Origin of the sequence: Caballeronia choica (assembly GCF_001544535.1) — a bacterium.
In the GTDB taxonomy this organism is placed as follows: Bacteria; Pseudomonadota; Gammaproteobacteria; order Burkholderiales; family Burkholderiaceae; genus Caballeronia; species Caballeronia choica.
Genome location: NZ_FCON02000044.1, coordinates 19,362 through 37,956, shown reverse-complemented (window position 1 = coordinate 37,956; position 18,595 = coordinate 19,362). Strand labels below are relative to the sequence as shown.

Sequence of the window (18,595 nt, the reverse complement as noted above, 5' to 3'; positions counted from 1 at the left end):
GCTGTCCTATGATTCATTCACTTTCACGACGAAACGCAGGGGGAAACATCATGAACAACGTTACGAAACAGCAATTCAAGCGCGTCTGGTTCATCACGGGCGCATCGCGCGGCCTTGGCGCGCTGATCGCGCACGCCGCGCTGGCTGATGGCAACGCGGTAGTTGCGGCTGGCCGCAATGTCGCCGCGATCACCGAGCGGCTGGGCGAGTCGGACGCGTTGCTGCCCGTCGCACTCGACGTGACCGACGAAGCGCAAGCGAAGGCGGCTGTCGAGGCTGCGCTCGCGAAGTTCGGCCGCATCGACGTGCTGGTCAACAACGCCGGCTTCGGGCTGCTCGCGGCCGTCGAGGAATCGAGCGACGCCGACGTCCGCCGCATGTACGACACCAACGTCTTCGGATTGCTCAACGTGACGCGCGCCGTCTTGCCGGTCATGCGTGCACAGCGCTCGGGACATGTGGTCAACATGTCGTCGATTGGCGGCTACCGGGCGGGAGCGGGGTTTGGCGTGTACAGCTCGACGAAGTTCGCCGTCGAGGGCATCACGGAGTCGTTGCATGCGGAACTGAAGCCGCTTGGCATCCATGCGACGGTCGTCGAGCCGGGGTACTTCAGGACGGATTTCCTGGATGCGTCGTCGCTCGTCGTCGGCAAGCAGATCATCGCCGACTATGACGAGACCTCGGGCAATGTGCGCCGCTTTGCGGTTGGGATGAACCACAACCAGCCGGGCGATCCGGAGAAGCTGGCGACGGCCCTCGTCACGCTCGCCGATGCAGAAGCGCCGCCTCTGCGTCTTCCGCTCGGCACGGACACGCTGAAGGCCATCGCCGACAAGAACGCGTATGTCGCCGCGGAAACCGAAACGTGGAAGGAACTGTCGCGGTCGACCGATTTTCCGGCTTGATTTGTCTCTGCACGGGACAGCAGGTTTTGTCGGCGCCGCTGCGAATGCAGCGGCGCTTTTGTTTTTGGAAGCCCTGAGTGCGCCCCGTCCGTCAGAACTTGTGGCGAATGCCGAGCCGCACGGCAGTCTGATGATTCGAGGTCGAAGGTGTCAACTGATTGATCGAAGCGACTGCTTCCTTGCCCGTGGAATCGGTCCCGCTTGCCTTCTGATACGTGGCAACCAGGTAGACATCGGTTCGCTTGGACAGAAAGTAGTCGGCGCCGACGGAGACCTGGTGGTATTTGGCGCCGCTGGAACCATCCGCGCCGTCGTTCTTCGTGTAGACATACGCCGCACCGGCAACGAGAGCCGGCGTGATCTGATACTTGAAGTTGACTTCGACGTTGTTGAAGGTCGCCGTGCCGCCGATGCCGCCAGCGGGAACCGGACCCGAAGTCGGGTCGCCGAGGTTTCGGAATTGCGTGTTCGAGTAGGTCGCGCCGAGCGTCGCGGCCCCGAACGTGTAGGCCGCGCCGGTGCCGATCACCTGCAGCGACCGCGCGGACGCATAGCCCGAAATGACCGGCGATGCGCCGAAATTCGAGCCGGGCACGCCACCCGTCACCGGAGCGACGGTTCCCCCCGCGCCATAGAACGACGTGTTGGGATTGCGCACGTTGAGATATCCGACGCCCGCGACGACCGGCCCGTTCGAGTAACCTGCGCCAAGCGACCAGATCTGATTGCGTCCCACGCTGCCCGCGATTCCGCTCAATGCGTACACGCCGCCGAAGGTGAAGCCCGCGAGGGTGGGGCTCGTGTACTTGATCGCGTTATTGGTGCGGTTGGTGTTGTTGAAGTTGTCGCTGTCGGAAGGATGGGCCGCAATATAGCCGCCCCATTGATCGCCGACTTCGAGCGGGCCCAGATAGTCGACGACCGAGTCGTATTGGCGCCCGAACGTCGCGGTTCCATAGGGACTCGACAGTCCGACATACGCCTGCCGCCCGAACTCCAGTCCGCCTTGGCCGAGCTTGCCGGTATTCACGTCGAAGCCGTTCTCGAGAACGAAGAGCGCGGCGAGTCCGCCACCCAGGTCTTCCGTTCCACGCAGACCCCAGCGGCTGCCTTGCAGCTCACCGCTCGACAGGTTGTAGAGCCGCTTGCCGCCCGCATTGCTGTTGTAGTTGACGCCCTCGTCGATAAGGCCGTAGAGCTTCACACTGCTTTGCCCGTAAGCGGCACCGCTCGCCATTCCGAGCAGCACCCAAAACGCAAAAGACTTCTTCATCGAACGATCTCCATTGATTTATTGGTCGGACCATCGGTTGCTGCGAACTGCGAAAAAAATCTGGCGACTATGGCAAAGATGCGTGAAGGACGGCTGCGTGAGGGCGCGCGATAACCCGTCGGACGATGGTCGTGAATTGGTTGGCATAACATAGGGTGTCTCCACGGTTCTATTGATTTATTCGGCCATTGGATCGTGGAGACGGCGATGGAGCAATAGATCGCAATGACATGTTCCGTACTACGGGTGCAGGTATCGGCGATCTCTTCGGAAAACGTACGAAGTGCGATCGTCGCTTAAGTGATTCATGCGGACATGCATGCTTTGCGTTGGCGCTGTGAAGAGCGGCAAGGCGGTTCGACGGCACGCAAGCCGGCGCCCAGACGAAATAACGCAGGAACCAAAGTACGGAACACTCGCAAGCGAATCGTTGACGCTTCCCCTCCGCCTCGCGAGCATGCATCTTTGACCACGAACCCTTGCGACGTCCCCATGAAATACGAAGACTTCGAATTCATCCGCTTCGACCGCCATCCCGATGGTGTGCTGCTTGCCACGCTCAATCGACCGGAAGCCATGAACGCCACCAACGCGCGGTTGCACTGGGAACTGACCCAGCTATGGGGCGTCGTGCAGAACGATCCGATGACGAAGGTCATCGTCGTGACAGGGGCGGGCGACCGGGCGTTCTCAGCGGGCGGCGATCTCGCGCTGGTGGACAGCATGGTCGGCGATCCGGCGAAGGTGGATGTCGTCATGCGTGAAGCTTCCGATATCGTCTACAACATGCTCGCCTGCGACAAGCCGATCATCTCCGCGATCAACGGTACGGCAGTCGGTGCGGGCCTTGCCGTCGCGTTGCTCGCCGACATCAGCATCATCGCGGAGGAAGCCCGCCTGACCGATGGACACGTTCGCATCGGCGTGAGCGCGGGCGACCATGCGGCGATCGTATGGCCGCTTCTGTGCGGCGTCGCGAAGGCCAAGTACTATCTGATGACGGCCGAGTTCATCGACGGTCGCGAAGCTGAGCGCATCGGTCTGGTGAGCCTGTGCGAGCCGCGTGAGCGTCTGCTCGGGCGCGCGCTGGAAGTGGCCGCGCAACTGGCGCGCGGCAGCCAGGCGGCGATCCGGGCGACCAAGAAATCGCTCAGCAACTGGATGCGGGCGGCCGGTCCGATCTTCGACAACTCGCTCGCGCTGGAGATGATGTGCTTCCTCGGCCCGGATGCACGCGAAGGCGTGGATGCGATCCGTGCGAAACGTCCAGCGGATTTTCCGTCTGCGAGGTTGCCTCAGGGCGCAGGCTTATGATGACGCGTCCTCGATCCGACGATGGCGGCGATGGCGGCGTCGAGTCTGCCGATGCGTCCAGTCAGAGCGGATAGACTGAAAGTTAGCGCAACCAGAGTGCGTGCGTTGGAGCGAGGCGCGCTGCGCTCGCCGCTGGCTAGCTTGCCCTGCGAAAATGGGATAACCTTTCGCGATCAAGGCCGCAAACAATCACAGTCTTCCAATCAATCACTCGATACCAATCCGTGGGCAAGCGAAACGTCAACTCCAGCGTGGATATGCGCGAGACCCTCTTGCAACTGGCAGCGCGTTCGTTCGCCACGCAGGGGTACACGGCGACGACGATGCGGTCCATCGCGGATCAGGCCGGCATCGAGGCCGCCAGCATTTACTATCACTTCGCGTCGAAGGAAGAACTCGTCGAAGTCGTCGTGGCGCACGGCGGAGACAGTATCGTTCAGCACATCCGCGAGCATGTCGACGCCGTGCCGTCGGACGCGGGTTCGGAGGCCCGGTTCAAGGCCGCCGTCCTCGGGCAGATGAGTGCGCTGATCAAGTTCGGCGACTACGCGCTGGCGCACGGACGACTCCTGACCCAGTTGCCGGACAAGGCGAGAGAGCGGCAGGTGAAGCGCCACGAGCAAAACCAGCAATTGTGGATGAGCTTGCTCGAGGACTTGCGGGCGGAACGGCTGGTGCGTCCCGAACTCGATCTCGCGCTGTGTCGCGTGATGCTGCTCGGTCCCATCAACTCGGTGCAGGGTTGGTTCAACCCGCGCAAAGGCTCGCTGGAGCATGTGGCGGACCAGATCTGCAGCATGTTCTTCGAGGGCGTCAAACCCGCGACGACGCGCAAGCCGGCCCGTCGAGCCGCGCCGGCGGTTTCGTCCTGACGGTCCTGATGGTCAGGAAATCAGGTCCGGTCTAACGTTCCACGATCCCCTCGACGGGAACGTTGCGTGAAAGAAAGCCGATCGCCGCCTGACCGAACACATCGTTGCGATCGCCGGCTACCATGTGGCCGGCGTCCTGAACGTTGACGTACTCCGCGTGCGTGCAGAGACCCAGGAAGTCCTGAACCCCCGCTTCGCTCACGACGTCGGAACTGCCTCCGCGCACGAGAAGCGTAGGCAGCGTCAAGCGGCGGGCACACGCCGACAAGCGCTGATATCGCTGTGTCAGATCGAACGGGCGCGCCATGAAGCGCGGGTCCCAATGCCATTGATATCGTCCGTCGTCCGCGAGGCGCACGTTCTTGAGCAGCCCGTCGAGGTTGCTCGGGCGTGCCCGCTGCGGGCGATACTGGCTGATCGCGTCGGCGACCGCTTCAAGTGAATCGAACCCTTCGGCGTTCTGCTCCATGAACGACCGGATTCGGGCGACCCCGGCAGGCTCGCTGTACGGCACGATGTCGACGAGGATCAGCGCGCTCGCATCGACATGGCCTTCGCCGACCGCGATGAGGCTCGTCATGCCGCCCATCGACGCACCGATCAGCACCGGCCTCTGTCCGCCGAGCGCCGCGAGCACGCACTTCAGATCGCGGACCATCGAATCCGCGCTGTAGTCGCCATTGGCGGACCAGGTTGAATCGCCATGCCCCCTGGCGTCGATCGCCACGGCGAAATAGCCCGCGCCGCCGAGCATCTCGCCCGTTGCTCCCCACGCGTGACGCGTCTGGCCCCCGCCGTGCAGAAGCACGATCAGCGGGCCGCCCGGATCGCCCCACGCGTCGCCGGCGATGCTTACGCCATCGGCGCCGTTCCACATGTGCATCGGATTCGGTGTACCCGCGAGACGTTTTCCCTGTTTCATGGCGATCCTGATGGGTGGCTGATGAACGCGCCCAAATGCGTTGTGAATGGAGCGTTCCGTTTGTTGACCGATCAGGGTCGGTCCTGAGCCCGCGCGTGTCAACGCCCGGCGCGCGAATGTTCCGTGCAATGAACGAGGCGCGAGTCGCCGAGAGATCGATGTCGGCGGTATTTCCTCAGCTTGGGATTTCCCCTAATGGCACGACCCGATTCCGGCGATCAGACTAACTAACGTTAGGTAAGTGAAGACAACTTTGACGAGAAGGTATGCCCCTATGAGTCCCACTCCGATGAAACCCATTCGATCGTTTCTGTTCGTGCCCGGCAACAAGCCGAGCTGGATCGAGAAAGTGGTCGCCGCGAAGGCGGACGCGCTGATTCTCGATCTGGAGGACAGCGTGCCGCCCGACCTGAAGGTGGAAGCGCGCGGCATTGTCCAGACGAAACTGGCGTGGCTGGCCGAGCAGAAGCAGCGGACCTTCGTGCGGATCGACCGCAGCCCGCATCTGTACGATTTCGAGGACATCCTCGCGGTCGTGGGGCCGCACGTGGAAGGGATCGTGATCTCGAAGCCATGCGGACCGGAGGACGTGGACTGCGTGTCGATGATGCTGTCGGAAGCGGAGTTCCGGAACAGCGTGCCCATCGGAACGACGCGCGTCATTCCGCTGCTCGAGACCGCACGTGCGCTGCATTTCGCGTACGAGATCGCCACACGCGATCGCGTGGCGGCAATGTGCGGCGCGACGGCGAAGAACGCGGACGTAGCGCGCGCACTGGGTTACGTGTGGTCGCCCGAAGGACGCGAGAGCCTGTATTTCAAGTCGCGTGCGGTCATGGCGGCGCGCGCGGCCGGCAAGCTGCCCATCGGCGGCGTATGGCAGCAGGTGCACGACATCGACGGCCTGAAGAAGTCGGCCGGGCAGGACCGTGCCCTCGGCATGACGGGTGAACTGGTGCTGCATCCGTCAAACGTGGCGGCCATCAACGAGATCTACAGCCCGTCGTCGGACCAGGTCGCCTACTACGAAGGCATGATCGCCGCGCTGGAGAAAGCGCAGGCCGAGGGCCGGGCCTCGACCATCTACGACGGCGAGCATATCGACATCGCGCACGTGAAAACGGCGCAGGAAACCATCGAACAGGCCCGGGCGTACAGCCGCTAGGCAACGGACGCCACCGGTCCCTTAAACCTCCTTCAGGAACACACCATCATGGCTGGACTCTATTTCGAAGAATGCAAAGAAGGCCTCGTGATCGAGCACGCGATCCGCAGGACCGTCACCGAGACCGACAACGTCCTGTTCTCGGCGATGACCTACAACTGCGCGCCGCTGCACATCGATGCCGAATACGCGAAGAATTCCATCTACGGACAGCGTCTCGTCAACAGCATGTTCCTGCTTGCGCTGGTGGCGGGTGTGACCGTGCAGGAGACCACGCTCGGCACGACGCTGGGCAACCTGGGTTTTCAGGAGGTGAAGTTCCCGAAGCCGACCTTTCACGGCGACACGATCCGTGTGCGCACGGAGATCGTGAACGCGCGCCTGTCGAAGAGCCGCGACGACTCCGGCATCGTGACGTTCAAGCACATCGGACTGAATCAACGCGACGAGATCGTGTGCGAAGCGGTGCGCGTCGGACTGATGCTGCTGCGTCCGAAGCAGTAAGCGCGGCACAGGGCACCTGCCCTTGGCTATGTGAATACGAATGAACTTCTAGTGAACCCGACAGGGTCGATGCCGGAGCAATCATGAGTGAATCGAGTGTAGTGAACGAAGTGCAGGAAGCGCGCGAGTCTCATCTGAAGGATGTACGGGAGGCCGCGAGCACGCTCGCCCGGCGCTTTGATCTCGCCTACTGGCGCACCTGCGACAAGGAAGAGAAGTACCCGTGGGAGTTCGTGAACGCGTTTGCCAAAGCGGGCTGGATGGGTATCCTGATGCCGGAGGAGTATGGCGGCATGGGGCTGGGCTTGAGCGAAGCCGCAGTCATGCTGAACGAGATCGCCGCAGCGGGAGCGGGCATGAGCGGCGCATCGGCGGTCCACTTCTACGTGTTCCCGCCGCAGCCGATTCTCAGACACGGCTCGGAGGCAATGAAGCAGCGGTACTTGCCGTTGCTGGCAAGGGGCGAACTGCTGATGGCGTTCGGCGTGACGGAGCCGACCTCAGGCGTGGACACCTCGCGCATCCGCACGAAGGCCGAGCGTCGCGGCGACCGCTGGGTGATCAACGGCCAGAAGGTCTGGACAACGAATGCGCAGAATGCGAAGAAGATCCTGCTGCTTGCACGGACCTCGCCGCGCGACGAAAAGCGTCCGCTCGACGGCATGACCCTGTTCTTCGCCGATCTCGACCGCAAGCATTGCGACGTGCGCGTGATCGACAAGCTGGGCCGCGCCGCGGTGGACTCGAACGAGGTATTCATCGAAGGTCTCGAAGTGGCTGACGAGGATGTCGTCGGCGAAGTCGGCAAGGGCTTCCACTATCTGCTGGACGGGCTGAATCCGGAGCGTATCGTGGTTGGCATGGAAGCCATCGGCATCGGTCGCGCCGCGTTGAAGCTGGCAGTCGACTATGCGAATACGCGCGTCGTTTTCGACCGGCCTATCGGGAAGAATCAGGCCGTCGCGCATCCGCTCGCCGAGAACTGGATCCGGCTGGAGGCCGCTGAACTGATGGCCCTGCGGGCGGCAGCGCTTTACGATGCCCGCAAATCGTGCGGCGCCGAAGCGAACGCAGCGAAGTTCCTTGGCGCCGACGCAGGCTTTCGTGCCTGCGACCAGGCGATGCAGACGCACGGCGGCTTCGCTTATGCGAAGGAGTACCACATCGAACGCTTGTGGCGCGAAGTGCGCTTGCTGCGCCTTGCGCCCATCTCGCAGGAAATGGTGCTCAACTTTGTATCGAACAAGGTCCTCGGCTTGCCGAAGTCCTATTGACCGGCGACGACCCCTGCGGGGGTCGCCTGCCCAAATGAAAACTGGAGACAACGATGCCCAATTCGATTTCGCGCCCGCTCGAAGGCATCCGGGTCCTCGACCTGACGGTTGCCCTCGCCGGCCCGTATGCGTCGATGATGCTGGGCGGCCTGGGCGCGGATGTCATTCGCGTGGAGTCGCCCGGCGGCGGCGATATCGCCCGGACGAATCCGCCTTTCGTCGGCAAGGAAGGGATCAACTTCGGGGCGAAGGCGGATGACGAGGTCTCGCTCACCATCCTCAATCGTGCGCGCAACAAGCGAAGCGTCACGCTCGACCTGAAGACCGAAAAGGGCCGCGAGATTTTCATGAAGCTCGCGAAACAATGCGACGTGGTGCTCGAAAACATGAGCGAGGGCGCGACCGCGCGTCTGGGCGTCGACTACGAGAGTGTCCGCCGCAGCAATCCCAAGATCATCTATGCGTCGATCAAGGCGCTGGGCGAGCCGAGCGCTTATCCGGGCTTGAAGGGGATGGACATCGTCGTGCAGGCGCTTAGCGGCATCATGGAAGTCACCGGCTTCCCGGACGGTCCGCCTACGCGCTGCGGTTTGCCTATCGCGGATCTGGTCGCCCCGCTCTATGCGGTCAACGGCATCCTGTCGGCGCTGATTTATCGCGGCCGCACGGGCGAAGGGCAACTCGTGAGAGTCTCGATGCTCGACTGCCTCGCGTCGTGGGTGGCGGAAGAGCATTTCGACGTGTTCGGCAAGGCCGGTTACGCAATGCGCACGGGGAATTATCAGGACCGCCTGGTTCCGTTCGGCGTGTACCCGAGCAAGGACGGCCACGTGTCCATCGCGGCGGTCCATTCGGACTGGATGCGCGGCTTGCTCGATGCAGTGGGCCAGCCTCAGTTGATGGACGACCCGCGTTTCAGCAGCCGGGGACCGAGAGTGAAACACGCCGCCGAACTCAACGCGATCATCGCGCAGTGGACCCAGGAGCGAACCTCCGACGAGATCGTCCACGAACTGCTTGAGAAGCGCTCGGTGCCTTGTTCGCGCGTCCGCCGCCCGGACGAGGTGTTGAACGATCCGCTACTGCACGAAAGCGGCGCCGTCATGAACCTCGAACATCCGACGCTCGGCCCGATTGGCGCAATCGGCATGGGACTGCCCATTCAGTTCTCGAAGAGCAAGGCGCAATTCGACCAACCGGCGTGCGAACTGGGTTCAGCGAACGAACAGGTGTATGGCGGATTGCTGGACCTTTCCAAGCGGGAAATCGATGAGCTGCGCACCGCTGGAATCATCTAGGCGGCGCGCTTCGATACCGACGTTATCACTTCAATTCAGGCCTTGAAACCAATGAAGCAAGATGGATTGGGACCGCTGGCGGGCGTACGAATCGTCGAATTGGCGGGGATCGGACCCGGACCCGTCGCCGCGATGTTGCTGGCCGATCTCGGCGCGACCGTGATACGGGTGGATCGCAAGGAGCCATCCGGGATCGGCTTGCCGCGCCCGGTCCAGTTCGATGTGGCGCTGCGAAACCGCAAGTCGATCAGGGTCGACCTCAAGGACCCGGATGGCATCGAACTGGTGCTCGAACTCATCGGCCGGGCGGATGCGCTGATCGAGGGTTTTCGACCCGGTGTCACCGAGCGTCTCGGGCTGGGTCCGGATACGTGTCTGCAACGCAATCCACGGCTCGTCTACGGGCGCGTGACCGGGTGGGGGCAGGACGGGCCCCTCGCCCAGGCGGCGGGGCACGACATCAACTACATCTCGATCACGGGCGTGCTGGATGCGATAGGCCAGCGCGGACAGCCTCCCACTATTCCGCTGAACGTGATCGGGGATTACGCCGGGGGATCGTTGTATCTCGCGCTTGGCATCCTGGCAGGCGTTCTGGAGGCGCGCACTTCCGGGCAAGGGCAGGTGGTCGACGCGGCAATCGTCGATGGCGTCGCTTCGCTGATGACCGTGCTCGTCGGCCTTCGAGAAGCGGGGATGATGAACGGAGAACGAGGCACGAATCTGCTCGACTCGGGGGCTCACTTCTATCAGGTCTATGAATGCGCGGACGGGAAACACGTTTCCGTCGGCCCTATCGAGCAGAAGTTCTATCGGCAATTGCTCGATCGCGTGGGACTGGATGCGGCCGCGCTCGGCGATCAGATGGATAGCCGGAACTGGCCAGACGCCAAGAAGATCCTCGCGGCGAAGTTCAAGGAAAAGACGAGATCCGAATGGATGGCGCTGCTCGAAGGAACGGACGCCTGCGTCGCGCCGGTGTTGAATCTCGAGGAAGCGTATGAGCACCCGCATATCAAGGCACGGAAGACCTTCATCGAAGTCGACGGGGTTAGGCAGCCGGCACCCGCTCCCCGCTTTTCGAGGACGACACTCCCTACGCCTACACCACCGGCGGCGTTGAGCGTCGAGAACGCGAGTGCTGCGCTGGATGGGTGGCTGTCGGAGACGGAGATTGCCGGTTTGGCCGCTGCGGGGACGTTCAGCTAAGCGTCGGCGGTTTGACACCCGTTTGATGCGTCATGGTTTCCATGAAACTTGTATTGGAATTGGCTTATAAGCACCGCCCCTCTCCGGGGCGGGACTTCCCTTCTTTCGAAGTGGTACGCACCCCGTTCAGCTCCGGCCTCGCTGCACTCGAAGGTGCGGCACACTAAAACCCACCGCTCCGCTTCACTTTGCGCGTGCACTTGTCGCTTAAGTCAATTGCTTGCCGCTTACCTCAATTAACCACCCAATGCACCGAACGTCTGAGCGCGAAGCGCGAGGCCGGATGTATGACGGCTGCACCTGCTTGTCATACCGCGAGTTGGCGCAATGGGTCCGCGTATCAAGCCCGGTGACTCCGTGAGGGCGACACTCCAACTGGCGGGCCACTCCGAACAGCAAGAGTGATCGCGTTCTTACATCGTTTTGCCCCGATAGCTGCTTGCTTTGCTCTCTTTGCAGCCTCAGCAAAGAAAGTCCCGCGTCGGGCGGCATGGAATGCGGGAGCAGCGCATTTGGACCTCGACGCGCTCGCGAGCGTTTAAAGTCCAATTCACTGATCTTTTGGCGGAAGGCCACGCCACCATGTCGGGGCCGAAGGCGTTCGAGGATACTTCGCCTCGTATGTGGGCACGATCGAAGCGACATCGCCGGACGTCGTAGATCAACACATCACCGTTTCTTCGCGCAAGGAAACGGAAATCTGTCATTCCAGTTCTGCAATGGGCAAGCGTCCAACTCGCGCTTGCGTACGCTGTTCACGATCCTGCAGCAAGCGCATCGATGGAAGATTCGCCAGCATCATTTCTCCGCCACTCGGCGACAACACCCGCGATCAGCAACTAAAGCAAGGACGAAAAGGAAGTAGGGCAGTAAGCGCAATAGCGCTTACTGCCCCATTCACACGCTTTGCTAAGCGTCAGGCGACTTGCGCGGCGCGTTCCTCGTCCAGCATCCGTCGATAGTGCGGCAGCGCGGAGAAGATCAACCATGCGGCGATGGCGGATGCAATGCTGCATACGATGGCAATCGAGTAGCCGACCATTTTCGGATTTCCGAATACGCGGTCCGTGACGAGCGCGATCGCGGTCGGCCCCAATCCGAAGCCGATCAACTGCCCGAAAAAGGTATAGAAGCCGCCGACCACACCCCGCATGCGGCTTGGCGCGCCGACCTGCATGGCAGCCGCCATGAGCCCGGTCGGCAGGCTGAAAAAGAAGACTGTGCCTGCGGCGGCCGCCAGCGCTCCGTTGGGGCCCGGCGCAAACGGAATGGCAGCACAGAAGAAGAGCATCAGGACCATCGAGCACGCAGCCGTCCGAAGCCCGGCGTCTTCGTAGCCGCGCCGCGCGAGAATGTCGGCCACCCAGGGGCCGACCAGAACACCGGCCGCACCAAAGCTCACGACAAGGGCGCCGAAACGGAATCCGACGTAAGCAGGAGAGACGCCATGGAAGCGAATCAGAAAGGACGGCAACCAGGCGGGCATGCCGAGGAGGACGATCGCGAGCATGCCCAGGCCGAGATAGAGCCGGCCATAGAAGCCCCGACGCGTCCAGAGAAATGACGCGGCCTCGCGGAGCGTGTAGTGCCGCTCGTCGACTGTCTCTTTCATCATGTGTGTGCGCGCGGGTTCGCGTACGGTCAGCAGCACGATGGTGGCGAGCAGCAGCCCCGGAAGCCCGACGAGCACGAATGCCAACTGCCACGTCTGGAGTTGCTCGAAGACCGGCAATTGCGTCCGCACATCGCGTGCAAACGCGATGACGAGTCCGCCCGCCACGAGCGAGAAGCCGCCGCCGAGCAGCGGTCCAAGCAGGAAGATGCTCAATGCCCGCGGCGCGCGCCGCGCCGAGAAATAGTCGGAGATCAGCGAGCAGCCGACCGGGAACACGCAAGCCTCACTTGCGCCGACGCCAAAGCGCGCGAGGAATAGTTCCTGATAGGTCTCCGCTCGTCCGCAAAGCGCAGTGAAGATGCTCCACAGACAGATACCGACGAGAAGAATGTTGCGGCGGTTGGTCAGGTCGACCAGACGGCCGAACACTGGGGCAGCCAGCAGGTAGGCCGATATGAATGCGGCGCCTTGAATCAGGCTCAACTGCGTATCGGAGATACGCAGCGAATGCTTGACGGGATCGACCAGCAGATTGAGCAGTTGTCGATCGATATACGCGAGCGAATAGGATAGCGTCAGCATCGCCAGCGCGTACCACGAGCGAGTGCTGTCGAGCGATAGCCGGTGAGTCGTCCGCGTTGGAATCGGGATTTCCGGTGTGTCGTCTGCGGGTACGGCTGTCTGCCAGGTGTTTCTCATGTCTCCTCCTTGAGGGTCGTCGAATTTTCTTTGGAGCATCGCCGGCACATGCGAGCGTCGAGTTGAAGTCGGTACGTTCCGATTTGGCGCATGACTGTGCGGTTGGTCGCTGCCGCATTGGTGCTTCGACGATGACAGGGCTGCGAGCCTTCATGCATCGAAGGGGTTGAAGAATTCCGTACTTCGATAACGGGTTAGGGTTAGCGATGGGGGGCGGTAGCTTGGGACGCATCAAGCGGCATAGCCACCCACCACGCGCGTCGCGTCGCTCCAATAATTCCGTACATCAAAACTGCCGCGCGCCGTCAGGGCACCCCAGTAAACCGCCCCACCGTAATATCGAAGTACGGAACACCCGCATGGAAACCGTTGACCCGGAGAGATCCGAATCCGAGTATGGAATCACACGACGAACGGATGAACTACGAGAGTAGCGAAAGCCACAACGTCAAGCGTTTCAAAGTGCCGCGAGGCAGTCATTCACGCTTGGCCCGCGAGCATCCGATCACACTCATGTACGAGTTGATAGAGTAGTTGGAGGAGGCAAAAATGGAAGCTGCGCGAATCTCACTGCGTGATGCCGTCGAATGCTGGCTCGCGCCAAACAGGGCGATACCCATACGAATCCAGGCTTTTCGTCTTTCCCGATACAGGCGCGGCGTGCGCATCGAAGCGAAAGTGGCAACAGGAAATGTAGCGTTCTGCTTCTTTCGGCACGACAACGGAGCGTGGCACGTATTTCCGCCGCGTCCACAGGGTCCGGCCTTGAAGATCGCATAGATCGTCTTTCAATTGCGGAGCGCGAAACATGCAGAGTGGGCGTGTCACCGGTTGACGAGGTCGTACAGCTAACTGCGGGTCAACAAGAGGCTGGACAATCGCCGATCCAGCGCAAGGTCGAAAGTGTTCCGTACAATAAAAGCGAATCGCGCGACCAGGAGCGTTCGACTTTTAAGCTTCGAGCCTCATCCGCGGCGCCGCACGCAAACTTCCAGAGTACGGAACGGATCAAAAAGTAATCTTGACCTCTGACCCTGCGGCGCCTGTAATTGAAATGCGGAGCAACATCGCGTCGCCAGCAGTGGGTCGGTATCGAACAGGTTCCCGCAATGACGTGCTGGTCGTTGGGCTACGAAGCAACGATCGAGTTGAATAGACGGAGCGATCAATGTCCTTGCAGACGCGCCCTGGTGCTCCATCGCTCCACCCAGACAGTGACGACGGCCCGGACGAGGAATCGTCGGAAGACAGGGCGACGCAGCGGCCAGGGTCTGGACGCACGATGGTGATGCCGCTTGCGCGCAGTCTCGCGATACTGTCCGCCTTTACGCCTGAAGCGCCCTGGCTCGGCAATCAGGAACTGGTGCTGGAAACGGGCATCCCCGCGCCATCGGTTTCGCGAATGCTGCGTTCCCTGGTCACGCTTGGCTACCTTCACTATTCCCCGCAGCGGCGCAAGTATCGTCTGGCCGCGGCCGTTTTGTCGCTGGGCTATTCGGCCATTGCGCATTCGCACGTCCAGCGCGTGGCCCGGCTCGAGATGCAGTCATTCGCAGATGCGAGCGAAGCCTACGTCGTGCTTGGCACGCGGGATCGTCTCGACGTGATCGTCCTCGAAACCTGTGCGAACAAACCCGCTGCGCTGGATTTGAAGCTGTATGCGGGCACGCGTCTGCGCATCGCATCGTCGCCGATGGGCTGGGCCATGCTCGCCGCATTACCCGAGCTCGAACGCTTCTACCTGCTCGGCAACATCGAGCGGAAGACGGGGCGGGAATGGCCGCATTTGCGTCGCCGGATTAGCGAGGGCATTTCGCAGGTTCATAACGTCGGCTATTGCATGTCGCTTGGTGAGTGGGAACCGGAGCTTGCCATCGTGGCCGCGCCGCTGTTCATTCCCGACCATACGCCGCTTGTGCTCGCATGCATTGCACGCAGCGCGCGCATGGGACGTGCCCGCGTCGAGCGCGAACTGGGGCCTCGACTGGTGGCGGCAGCGCAGTCCTTGCAGGAAAAGGCGCTTTTCAAGGAGTGAGGCTTACATGAAAAGTAGTGGCGAGGGTTCGCCGAGTGTGACCCTGACCGTCGAACGCGGCCTTGAGGTGCTGCGGGCGTTTCACGCGGAGCGGACGCCCCTGTCGAACGCTGAACTCGTGCGTCGAACCGGTCTGTCGAAGGCGACGGTCTCGCGTCTGACGACGACGCTGATCCGCATCGGCTTCCTGCGTCGCGCGGGTGGCGGCCGCCAGTTCGAATTGGGCGCGGGCGCCCTGAGCATGGGACACGCCTACCTGGAGACGAATCCCGTCACGCGCGTCGTCAATCCCTACCTGCAACAACTCGCCGACAAGCTCGATGTATGTGTCGCGTTGGGCGTACCTCATCATCTGGACATGCTCTACATCGCTTGCGGCATCGGCGCGAAGATCGCCACGCTGCGGACGGGCGTAGGGTCGTTGATACCCATGGAGTCCACGGCGCTTGGCCGCGCTTATCTGTACGGGTTGCCTGCACAGGAACGTCGCACGCAGATGGACGCCATTCTTCTCGCCGCCGGCATACACGCGAAGACGGTGAAAGGCAACATCCAAGCCGCTTTCGAGGATCTCAAGCAGTCGGGCGTTTGCATCTGCGTGGGCGAGTATCAGCGCAACGCCTATGGAATCGCGCTTCCCGTCACGGTTGGGCGGTCGCAGACATTGATGGCGCTGAATTGCGGCGCGATCGAACTGCAACCGAACGCAGCGACGATTCGGAGGAAGCTGATGCCGGCGTTGAAGACCGCGGCGCGCAATGTGGTCGATCTGCTGGCCGACGTCGACTATGAGCCTTGATGATGGCTGCTTGCGCGGGTTCTCGCGCGCGCTCATGTCATGATTCGACGCTGTACCAAAAGGCAAGGCGAGCGATCGCGTCAGCCTTCCACGCCTCCGTTACACGATTCGCATCACTTCATCGAGCGGGATGCGGCTCGTTCTGAAACTGTTGACGGGATGATCGGGCTTTGCATAGCCGAACGCGATACCACACACCATTTTTCGATCGTCACCGATTCCGAAGTGCGATCGGACAAACCTTGCGTGCTGGGCAAGCGCTCCTTGCGGCGTGGTGGCGACACCGTGAGCATGTGCCGCAAGCAGGAACGAACCGATGAACGCACCGCAATCGACACCGGCGTAAGGACCCAACTCAGCCGGTATCGTGACGATGGCTACATGCGGCGCGCCGAACATCCGGAAGTTCTCGAAGCCTTGAGCGACGCGACGATCCTTGTCGCTTCTGCCAATGCCCAGCGCTTCGTAAAGCCTGTAACCGGCTTCGCGTCGACGCTCCGCGAAGTCTCCGCGGTATTCCTCCGGAAATGGAATGTCCGAATCGATTCCGCTCGCATGGGTTGCGTGCTCCACCAGTGCGTCACGGAAACTTTGGGTCGTTTCCGCCGACGTGATGAGGAGGTGCCACGGCTGGACGTTGCACCAGGATGCGGTCTTCCTCGCGATCTCCACGATGCTTTCGATGACATCGTTCGGTACAGGCGTTGTTTGATATGCCCGGCAGGTGAACCGGCCGGACGTGAGTCGCGCGAGGACTTCGGCATCGGAAGTGGCATCGTTGCTGCTGGACTGCATTGGCACGGGTTGAGTCTCCTGTCTGCGAGCGGATGAGATGGCGACACGATGCGCTCATCGGGCGGGCCTTGCTTCCCAACGCCGCTCTTCCAGTCTAACGATGGTTAGGTTATGTTGTCCGCGCCGAAAATCGTATCAGGGATTCCCCTGTGCGTTGACGACGACAAACCACGTGCTTTCATCCAAACAAGACAGGTCTTCAAAGTACGGAACGGGAAGTCAGGCCGTGTTGACTTGCCAAACGCATGCGGGGAGTCTGATGTCGTTCCGCGACGGGACGTCGGAGCATGTGTTCGTGGAAGATCCGATCGGCACGCTCGCAAACCCGATGTCCGAGAACGACCAGGACGCGAAGTTCATGGAACTCACTGCTGGCGTACTCGGTAACGAACGAGCACGAGCGCTGCTGGCGATGCTCAGGAATATGGACCTTCGCACCAAGGCCGCGGATTTGACGGGCATGTTTACGGCTTGATGTATCGGGTCAGGGGCAAGCGGCCGCCCCCACCAGGCTCTCGTCCTCACGCAACCCCCAACTCCCGGAGCGCAGCAATCTCGACCTCGCTATAACCGGCCTCCAGCAGAATTTCGTCGGTATGCTCGCCGATCGTCGGCGGGCGCGATTCGATCGACGGCGGCGTGCGCGATAGCGTCGCCGGCGATGCGACGATTGGAGCGGCACGCGAAAGCCCCGGATAATCGAGCCACTTGAACGCGCCCAGCGCCTGAACCGCGGTGTCTTCCAGCGCTTCACGCGGCGAATAGATGGGACCAGCGGGAATCTTGGCCTTTTCCAACTCCGCCAGTGCTTCCGCGCGTGAACGCGTGGCGCACCATTTCCCCATCAACCCGCTCAACACTTCTCCGTTTTCACCTCGCTTCAGGTCGTCGGTGAAGCGCGGGTCGTCCAGCAACTCGGGCGCGCCGATGAGGTTTGCCCAGCGCCTGAACAGCGGCTGACCGATCACCTGGGCAATGATCCATCCGTCGGTCGTGCGGAAGATGTCCGACGGCCCATAGTTCGGGCTGCGATTGCCCGTTGCCTGCCGGTTCAAGCCGAGCACCGATTCCTCGATCAGCGCGCCACTTGCAATGGTCAGCGCAGTCTGCAGCAACGAGACCTCGACCACCTGCCCGCGACCGCTCGTCCGCCGCTCATATAGCGCCATGATGGTACCGAGCGCACACGACAACGCAGTCGCAAAATCGACGACCGGCACCATTGCCTTCGCCGGGCTGTCGGGCGTGCCCGACATGTAGACGGCCCCGCTCATCGCCTGGCCCACGCCATCGAAGCCGACCCGGTGCGCAACAGCCGCATGCGACCCGAATGCCGACGATGCGGTCAGGATGATGTCCGGCTTGATGTCGCAGAGCGACTCGTAGTCGAGCCCGAGGTTGGCCAAAGTCCGCGGGGGCATGTTCGCGACGACGACGTCCGCGCTACGGACCAGCCGCCGCACGACCTCACGTCCCTCGGGACTATCGACGTCCAGCGTCAGCGAGCGCTTGTTGCGATTGGACTGCAAGAAGAACGCGCCTTCGCCCGTCTCCGTCACGGGCATGACAAAGCGGTCTTCGCTTCCGCCGATCCGGTCGATCCGGATGACCTCGGCGCCAAAATCCGCGAGCAGCGCGGCGCAGAAAGGTCCCGCGATATAGCGTCCGAAATCGAGGACGCGAATGCCTTCAAGAACTTTGGCCGTCATCAGTGGTTCCAGTATGAATGGTGCCAGGGCGCAAGCGGCTCGTCGCGGCGCCGCGCGCAGCATGGAAATCGGTGTGAACTTGCATTTGAGCTTTAGGCCAATCGTGAATGCCGCGCCACGCGAGGTCAACGTTGCGGCGTGCGATGTTCCGTACGTCAAAAGGGGGCGCGCGGTTCGTCAATCGGCTGCGCGGGCCAGTTCCTT

General features: G+C 61.9%; 16 protein-coding genes. 11 read left to right on the top strand and 5 right to left on the bottom strand.

Annotation, left to right across the window (positions count from 1 at the left end; all coding sequences use genetic code 11):
- Positions 1–50: 50 nt before the first annotated feature.
- Positions 51–908 carry an oxidoreductase gene (locus tag AWB68_RS19985; RefSeq protein WP_087646078.1) on the top strand — a complete coding sequence of 286 codons (858 nt, stop codon included), beginning with the start codon at positions 51–53 and terminating at the stop codon, positions 906–908.
- Positions 909–999: 91 nt separating this feature from the next.
- On the opposite strand, the gene AWB68_RS19980 is transcribed toward AWB68_RS19985, so the two are convergent.
- Positions 1,000–2,181 (bottom strand): porin, encoded by a 1,182-nt coding sequence (locus AWB68_RS19980; RefSeq protein ID WP_087646077.1) that lies wholly within the window; start codon positions 2,179–2,181, stop codon positions 1,000–1,002.
- A 492-nt stretch (positions 2,182–2,673) separates the two neighbouring features.
- Between AWB68_RS19980 and AWB68_RS19975 the strand changes: the two genes are divergently transcribed.
- Both AWB68_RS19975 and AWB68_RS19970 read left to right on the top strand, forming a co-directional pair.
- Positions 2,674–3,495, top strand: coding sequence for an enoyl-CoA hydratase/isomerase family protein (locus AWB68_RS19975; protein WP_087646076.1), 822 nt, complete (start codon positions 2,674–2,676; stop codon positions 3,493–3,495).
- Between the two features lie 224 nt (positions 3,496–3,719).
- Entirely contained in the window at positions 3,720–4,367 is a 648-nt protein-coding gene (locus AWB68_RS19970; RefSeq protein WP_510183572.1) for a TetR/AcrR family transcriptional regulator, read from the top strand.
- 31 nt (positions 4,368–4,398) lie between these two features.
- On the opposite strand, the gene AWB68_RS19965 is transcribed toward AWB68_RS19970, so the two are convergent.
- A complete protein-coding gene (locus AWB68_RS19965) occupies positions 4,399–5,289 on the bottom strand; it encodes an alpha/beta fold hydrolase (RefSeq protein WP_087646075.1) in 891 nt (296 codons plus the stop codon).
- 289 nt (positions 5,290–5,578) lie between these two features.
- On the opposite strand from AWB68_RS19965, the gene AWB68_RS19960 reads away from it, so the two are divergent.
- From AWB68_RS19960 to AWB68_RS19940, 5 genes are all read left to right on the top strand, one after another.
- On the top strand, positions 5,579–6,454 hold the full coding sequence (locus AWB68_RS19960; RefSeq protein ID WP_087646074.1) for an HpcH/HpaI aldolase/citrate lyase family protein: 876 nt from the start codon (positions 5,579–5,581) through the stop codon (positions 6,452–6,454).
- A gap of 48 nt (positions 6,455–6,502) precedes the next feature.
- Entirely contained in the window at positions 6,503–6,958 is a 456-nt protein-coding gene (locus AWB68_RS19955) for a MaoC family dehydratase (RefSeq protein ID WP_087646073.1), read from the top strand.
- A gap of 83 nt (positions 6,959–7,041) precedes the next feature.
- The gene (locus tag AWB68_RS19950; protein WP_200828744.1) at positions 7,042–8,232 is read left to right on the top strand and encodes an acyl-CoA dehydrogenase family protein; all 1,191 of its coding nucleotides are present in this window, start codon (positions 7,042–7,044) and stop codon (positions 8,230–8,232) included.
- A 53-nt stretch (positions 8,233–8,285) separates the two neighbouring features.
- Positions 8,286–9,530 (top strand): CaiB/BaiF CoA transferase family protein, encoded by a 1,245-nt coding sequence (locus tag AWB68_RS19945; protein WP_087646072.1) that lies wholly within the window; start codon positions 8,286–8,288, stop codon positions 9,528–9,530.
- Between the two features lie 51 nt (positions 9,531–9,581).
- The gene (locus AWB68_RS19940) at positions 9,582–10,739 is read left to right on the top strand and encodes a CaiB/BaiF CoA transferase family protein (RefSeq protein WP_087646071.1); all 1,158 of its coding nucleotides are present in this window, start codon (positions 9,582–9,584) and stop codon (positions 10,737–10,739) included.
- 916 nt (positions 10,740–11,655) lie between these two features.
- On the opposite strand, the gene AWB68_RS19935 is transcribed toward AWB68_RS19940, so the two are convergent.
- Positions 11,656–13,053 carry an MFS transporter gene (locus AWB68_RS19935; protein ID WP_087646070.1) on the bottom strand — a complete coding sequence of 466 codons (1,398 nt, stop codon included), beginning with the start codon at positions 13,051–13,053 and terminating at the stop codon, positions 11,656–11,658.
- Positions 13,054–14,221: 1,168 nt separating this feature from the next.
- On the opposite strand from AWB68_RS19935, the gene AWB68_RS19925 reads away from it, so the two are divergent.
- Both AWB68_RS19925 and AWB68_RS19920 read left to right on the top strand, forming a co-directional pair.
- Positions 14,222–15,088 (top strand): IclR family transcriptional regulator, encoded by an 867-nt coding sequence (locus AWB68_RS19925; RefSeq protein ID WP_087646068.1) that lies wholly within the window; start codon positions 14,222–14,224, stop codon positions 15,086–15,088.
- 7 nt (positions 15,089–15,095) lie between these two features.
- Positions 15,096–15,887 (top strand): IclR family transcriptional regulator, encoded by a 792-nt coding sequence (locus AWB68_RS19920; protein WP_087646067.1) that lies wholly within the window; start codon positions 15,096–15,098, stop codon positions 15,885–15,887.
- Positions 15,888–15,986: 99 nt separating this feature from the next.
- On the opposite strand, the gene AWB68_RS19915 is transcribed toward AWB68_RS19920, so the two are convergent.
- Positions 15,987–16,682, bottom strand: a complete 696-nt coding sequence (locus AWB68_RS19915; RefSeq protein WP_087646066.1) for a nitroreductase — start codon at positions 16,680–16,682, stop codon at positions 15,987–15,989.
- Positions 16,683–16,941: 259 nt separating this feature from the next.
- Between AWB68_RS19915 and AWB68_RS48250 the strand changes: the two genes are divergently transcribed.
- The gene (locus AWB68_RS48250) at positions 16,942–17,157 is read left to right on the top strand and encodes an MmgE/PrpD family protein (RefSeq protein WP_235028421.1); all 216 of its coding nucleotides are present in this window, start codon (positions 16,942–16,944) and stop codon (positions 17,155–17,157) included.
- A gap of 46 nt (positions 17,158–17,203) precedes the next feature.
- Here the strand turns inward: AWB68_RS48250 and AWB68_RS19905 are convergent, their stop codons facing one another.
- Positions 17,204–18,391, bottom strand: coding sequence for a CaiB/BaiF CoA transferase family protein (locus tag AWB68_RS19905; protein ID WP_087646065.1), 1,188 nt, complete (start codon positions 18,389–18,391; stop codon positions 17,204–17,206).
- Between the last annotated feature and the right edge of the window lie 204 nt (positions 18,392–18,595).

Excerpts from the sequence above, each read along its gene's own strand:
- AWB68_RS19940 (WP_087646071.1), top strand. The coding sequence starts at position 9,582 with ATGAAGCAAGATGGATTGGGACCGCTGGCGGGCGTACGAATCGTCGAA.
- AWB68_RS48250 (WP_235028421.1), top strand. The coding sequence starts at position 16,942 with ATGTCGTTCCGCGACGGGACGTCGGAGCATGTGTTCGTGGAAGATCCG.
- AWB68_RS19945 (WP_087646072.1), top strand. The coding sequence starts at position 8,286 with ATGCCCAATTCGATTTCGCGCCCGCTCGAAGGCATCCGGGTCCTCGAC.
- AWB68_RS19965 (WP_087646075.1), bottom strand. The coding sequence starts at position 5,289 with ATGAAACAGGGAAAACGTCTCGCGGGTACACCGAATCCGATGCACATG.
- AWB68_RS19975 (WP_087646076.1), top strand. The coding sequence starts at position 2,674 with ATGAAATACGAAGACTTCGAATTCATCCGCTTCGACCGCCATCCCGAT.
- AWB68_RS19985 (WP_087646078.1), top strand. The coding sequence starts at position 51 with ATGAACAACGTTACGAAACAGCAATTCAAGCGCGTCTGGTTCATCACG.
- AWB68_RS19960 (WP_087646074.1), top strand. The coding sequence starts at position 5,579 with ATGAAACCCATTCGATCGTTTCTGTTCGTGCCCGGCAACAAGCCGAGC.
- AWB68_RS19920 (WP_087646067.1), top strand. The coding sequence starts at position 15,096 with ATGAAAAGTAGTGGCGAGGGTTCGCCGAGTGTGACCCTGACCGTCGAA.
- AWB68_RS19915 (WP_087646066.1), bottom strand. The coding sequence starts at position 16,682 with ATGCAGTCCAGCAGCAACGATGCCACTTCCGATGCCGAAGTCCTCGCG.
- AWB68_RS19925 (WP_087646068.1), top strand. The coding sequence starts at position 14,222 with ATGTCCTTGCAGACGCGCCCTGGTGCTCCATCGCTCCACCCAGACAGT.
- AWB68_RS19905 (WP_087646065.1), bottom strand. The coding sequence starts at position 18,391 with ATGACGGCCAAAGTTCTTGAAGGCATTCGCGTCCTCGATTTCGGACGC.
- AWB68_RS19955 (WP_087646073.1), top strand. The coding sequence starts at position 6,503 with ATGGCTGGACTCTATTTCGAAGAATGCAAAGAAGGCCTCGTGATCGAG.
- AWB68_RS19980 (WP_087646077.1), bottom strand. The coding sequence starts at position 2,181 with ATGAAGAAGTCTTTTGCGTTTTGGGTGCTGCTCGGAATGGCGAGCGGT.
- AWB68_RS19935 (WP_087646070.1), bottom strand. The coding sequence starts at position 13,053 with ATGAGAAACACCTGGCAGACAGCCGTACCCGCAGACGACACACCGGAA.
- AWB68_RS19950 (WP_200828744.1), top strand. The coding sequence starts at position 7,042 with ATGAGTGAATCGAGTGTAGTGAACGAAGTGCAGGAAGCGCGCGAGTCT.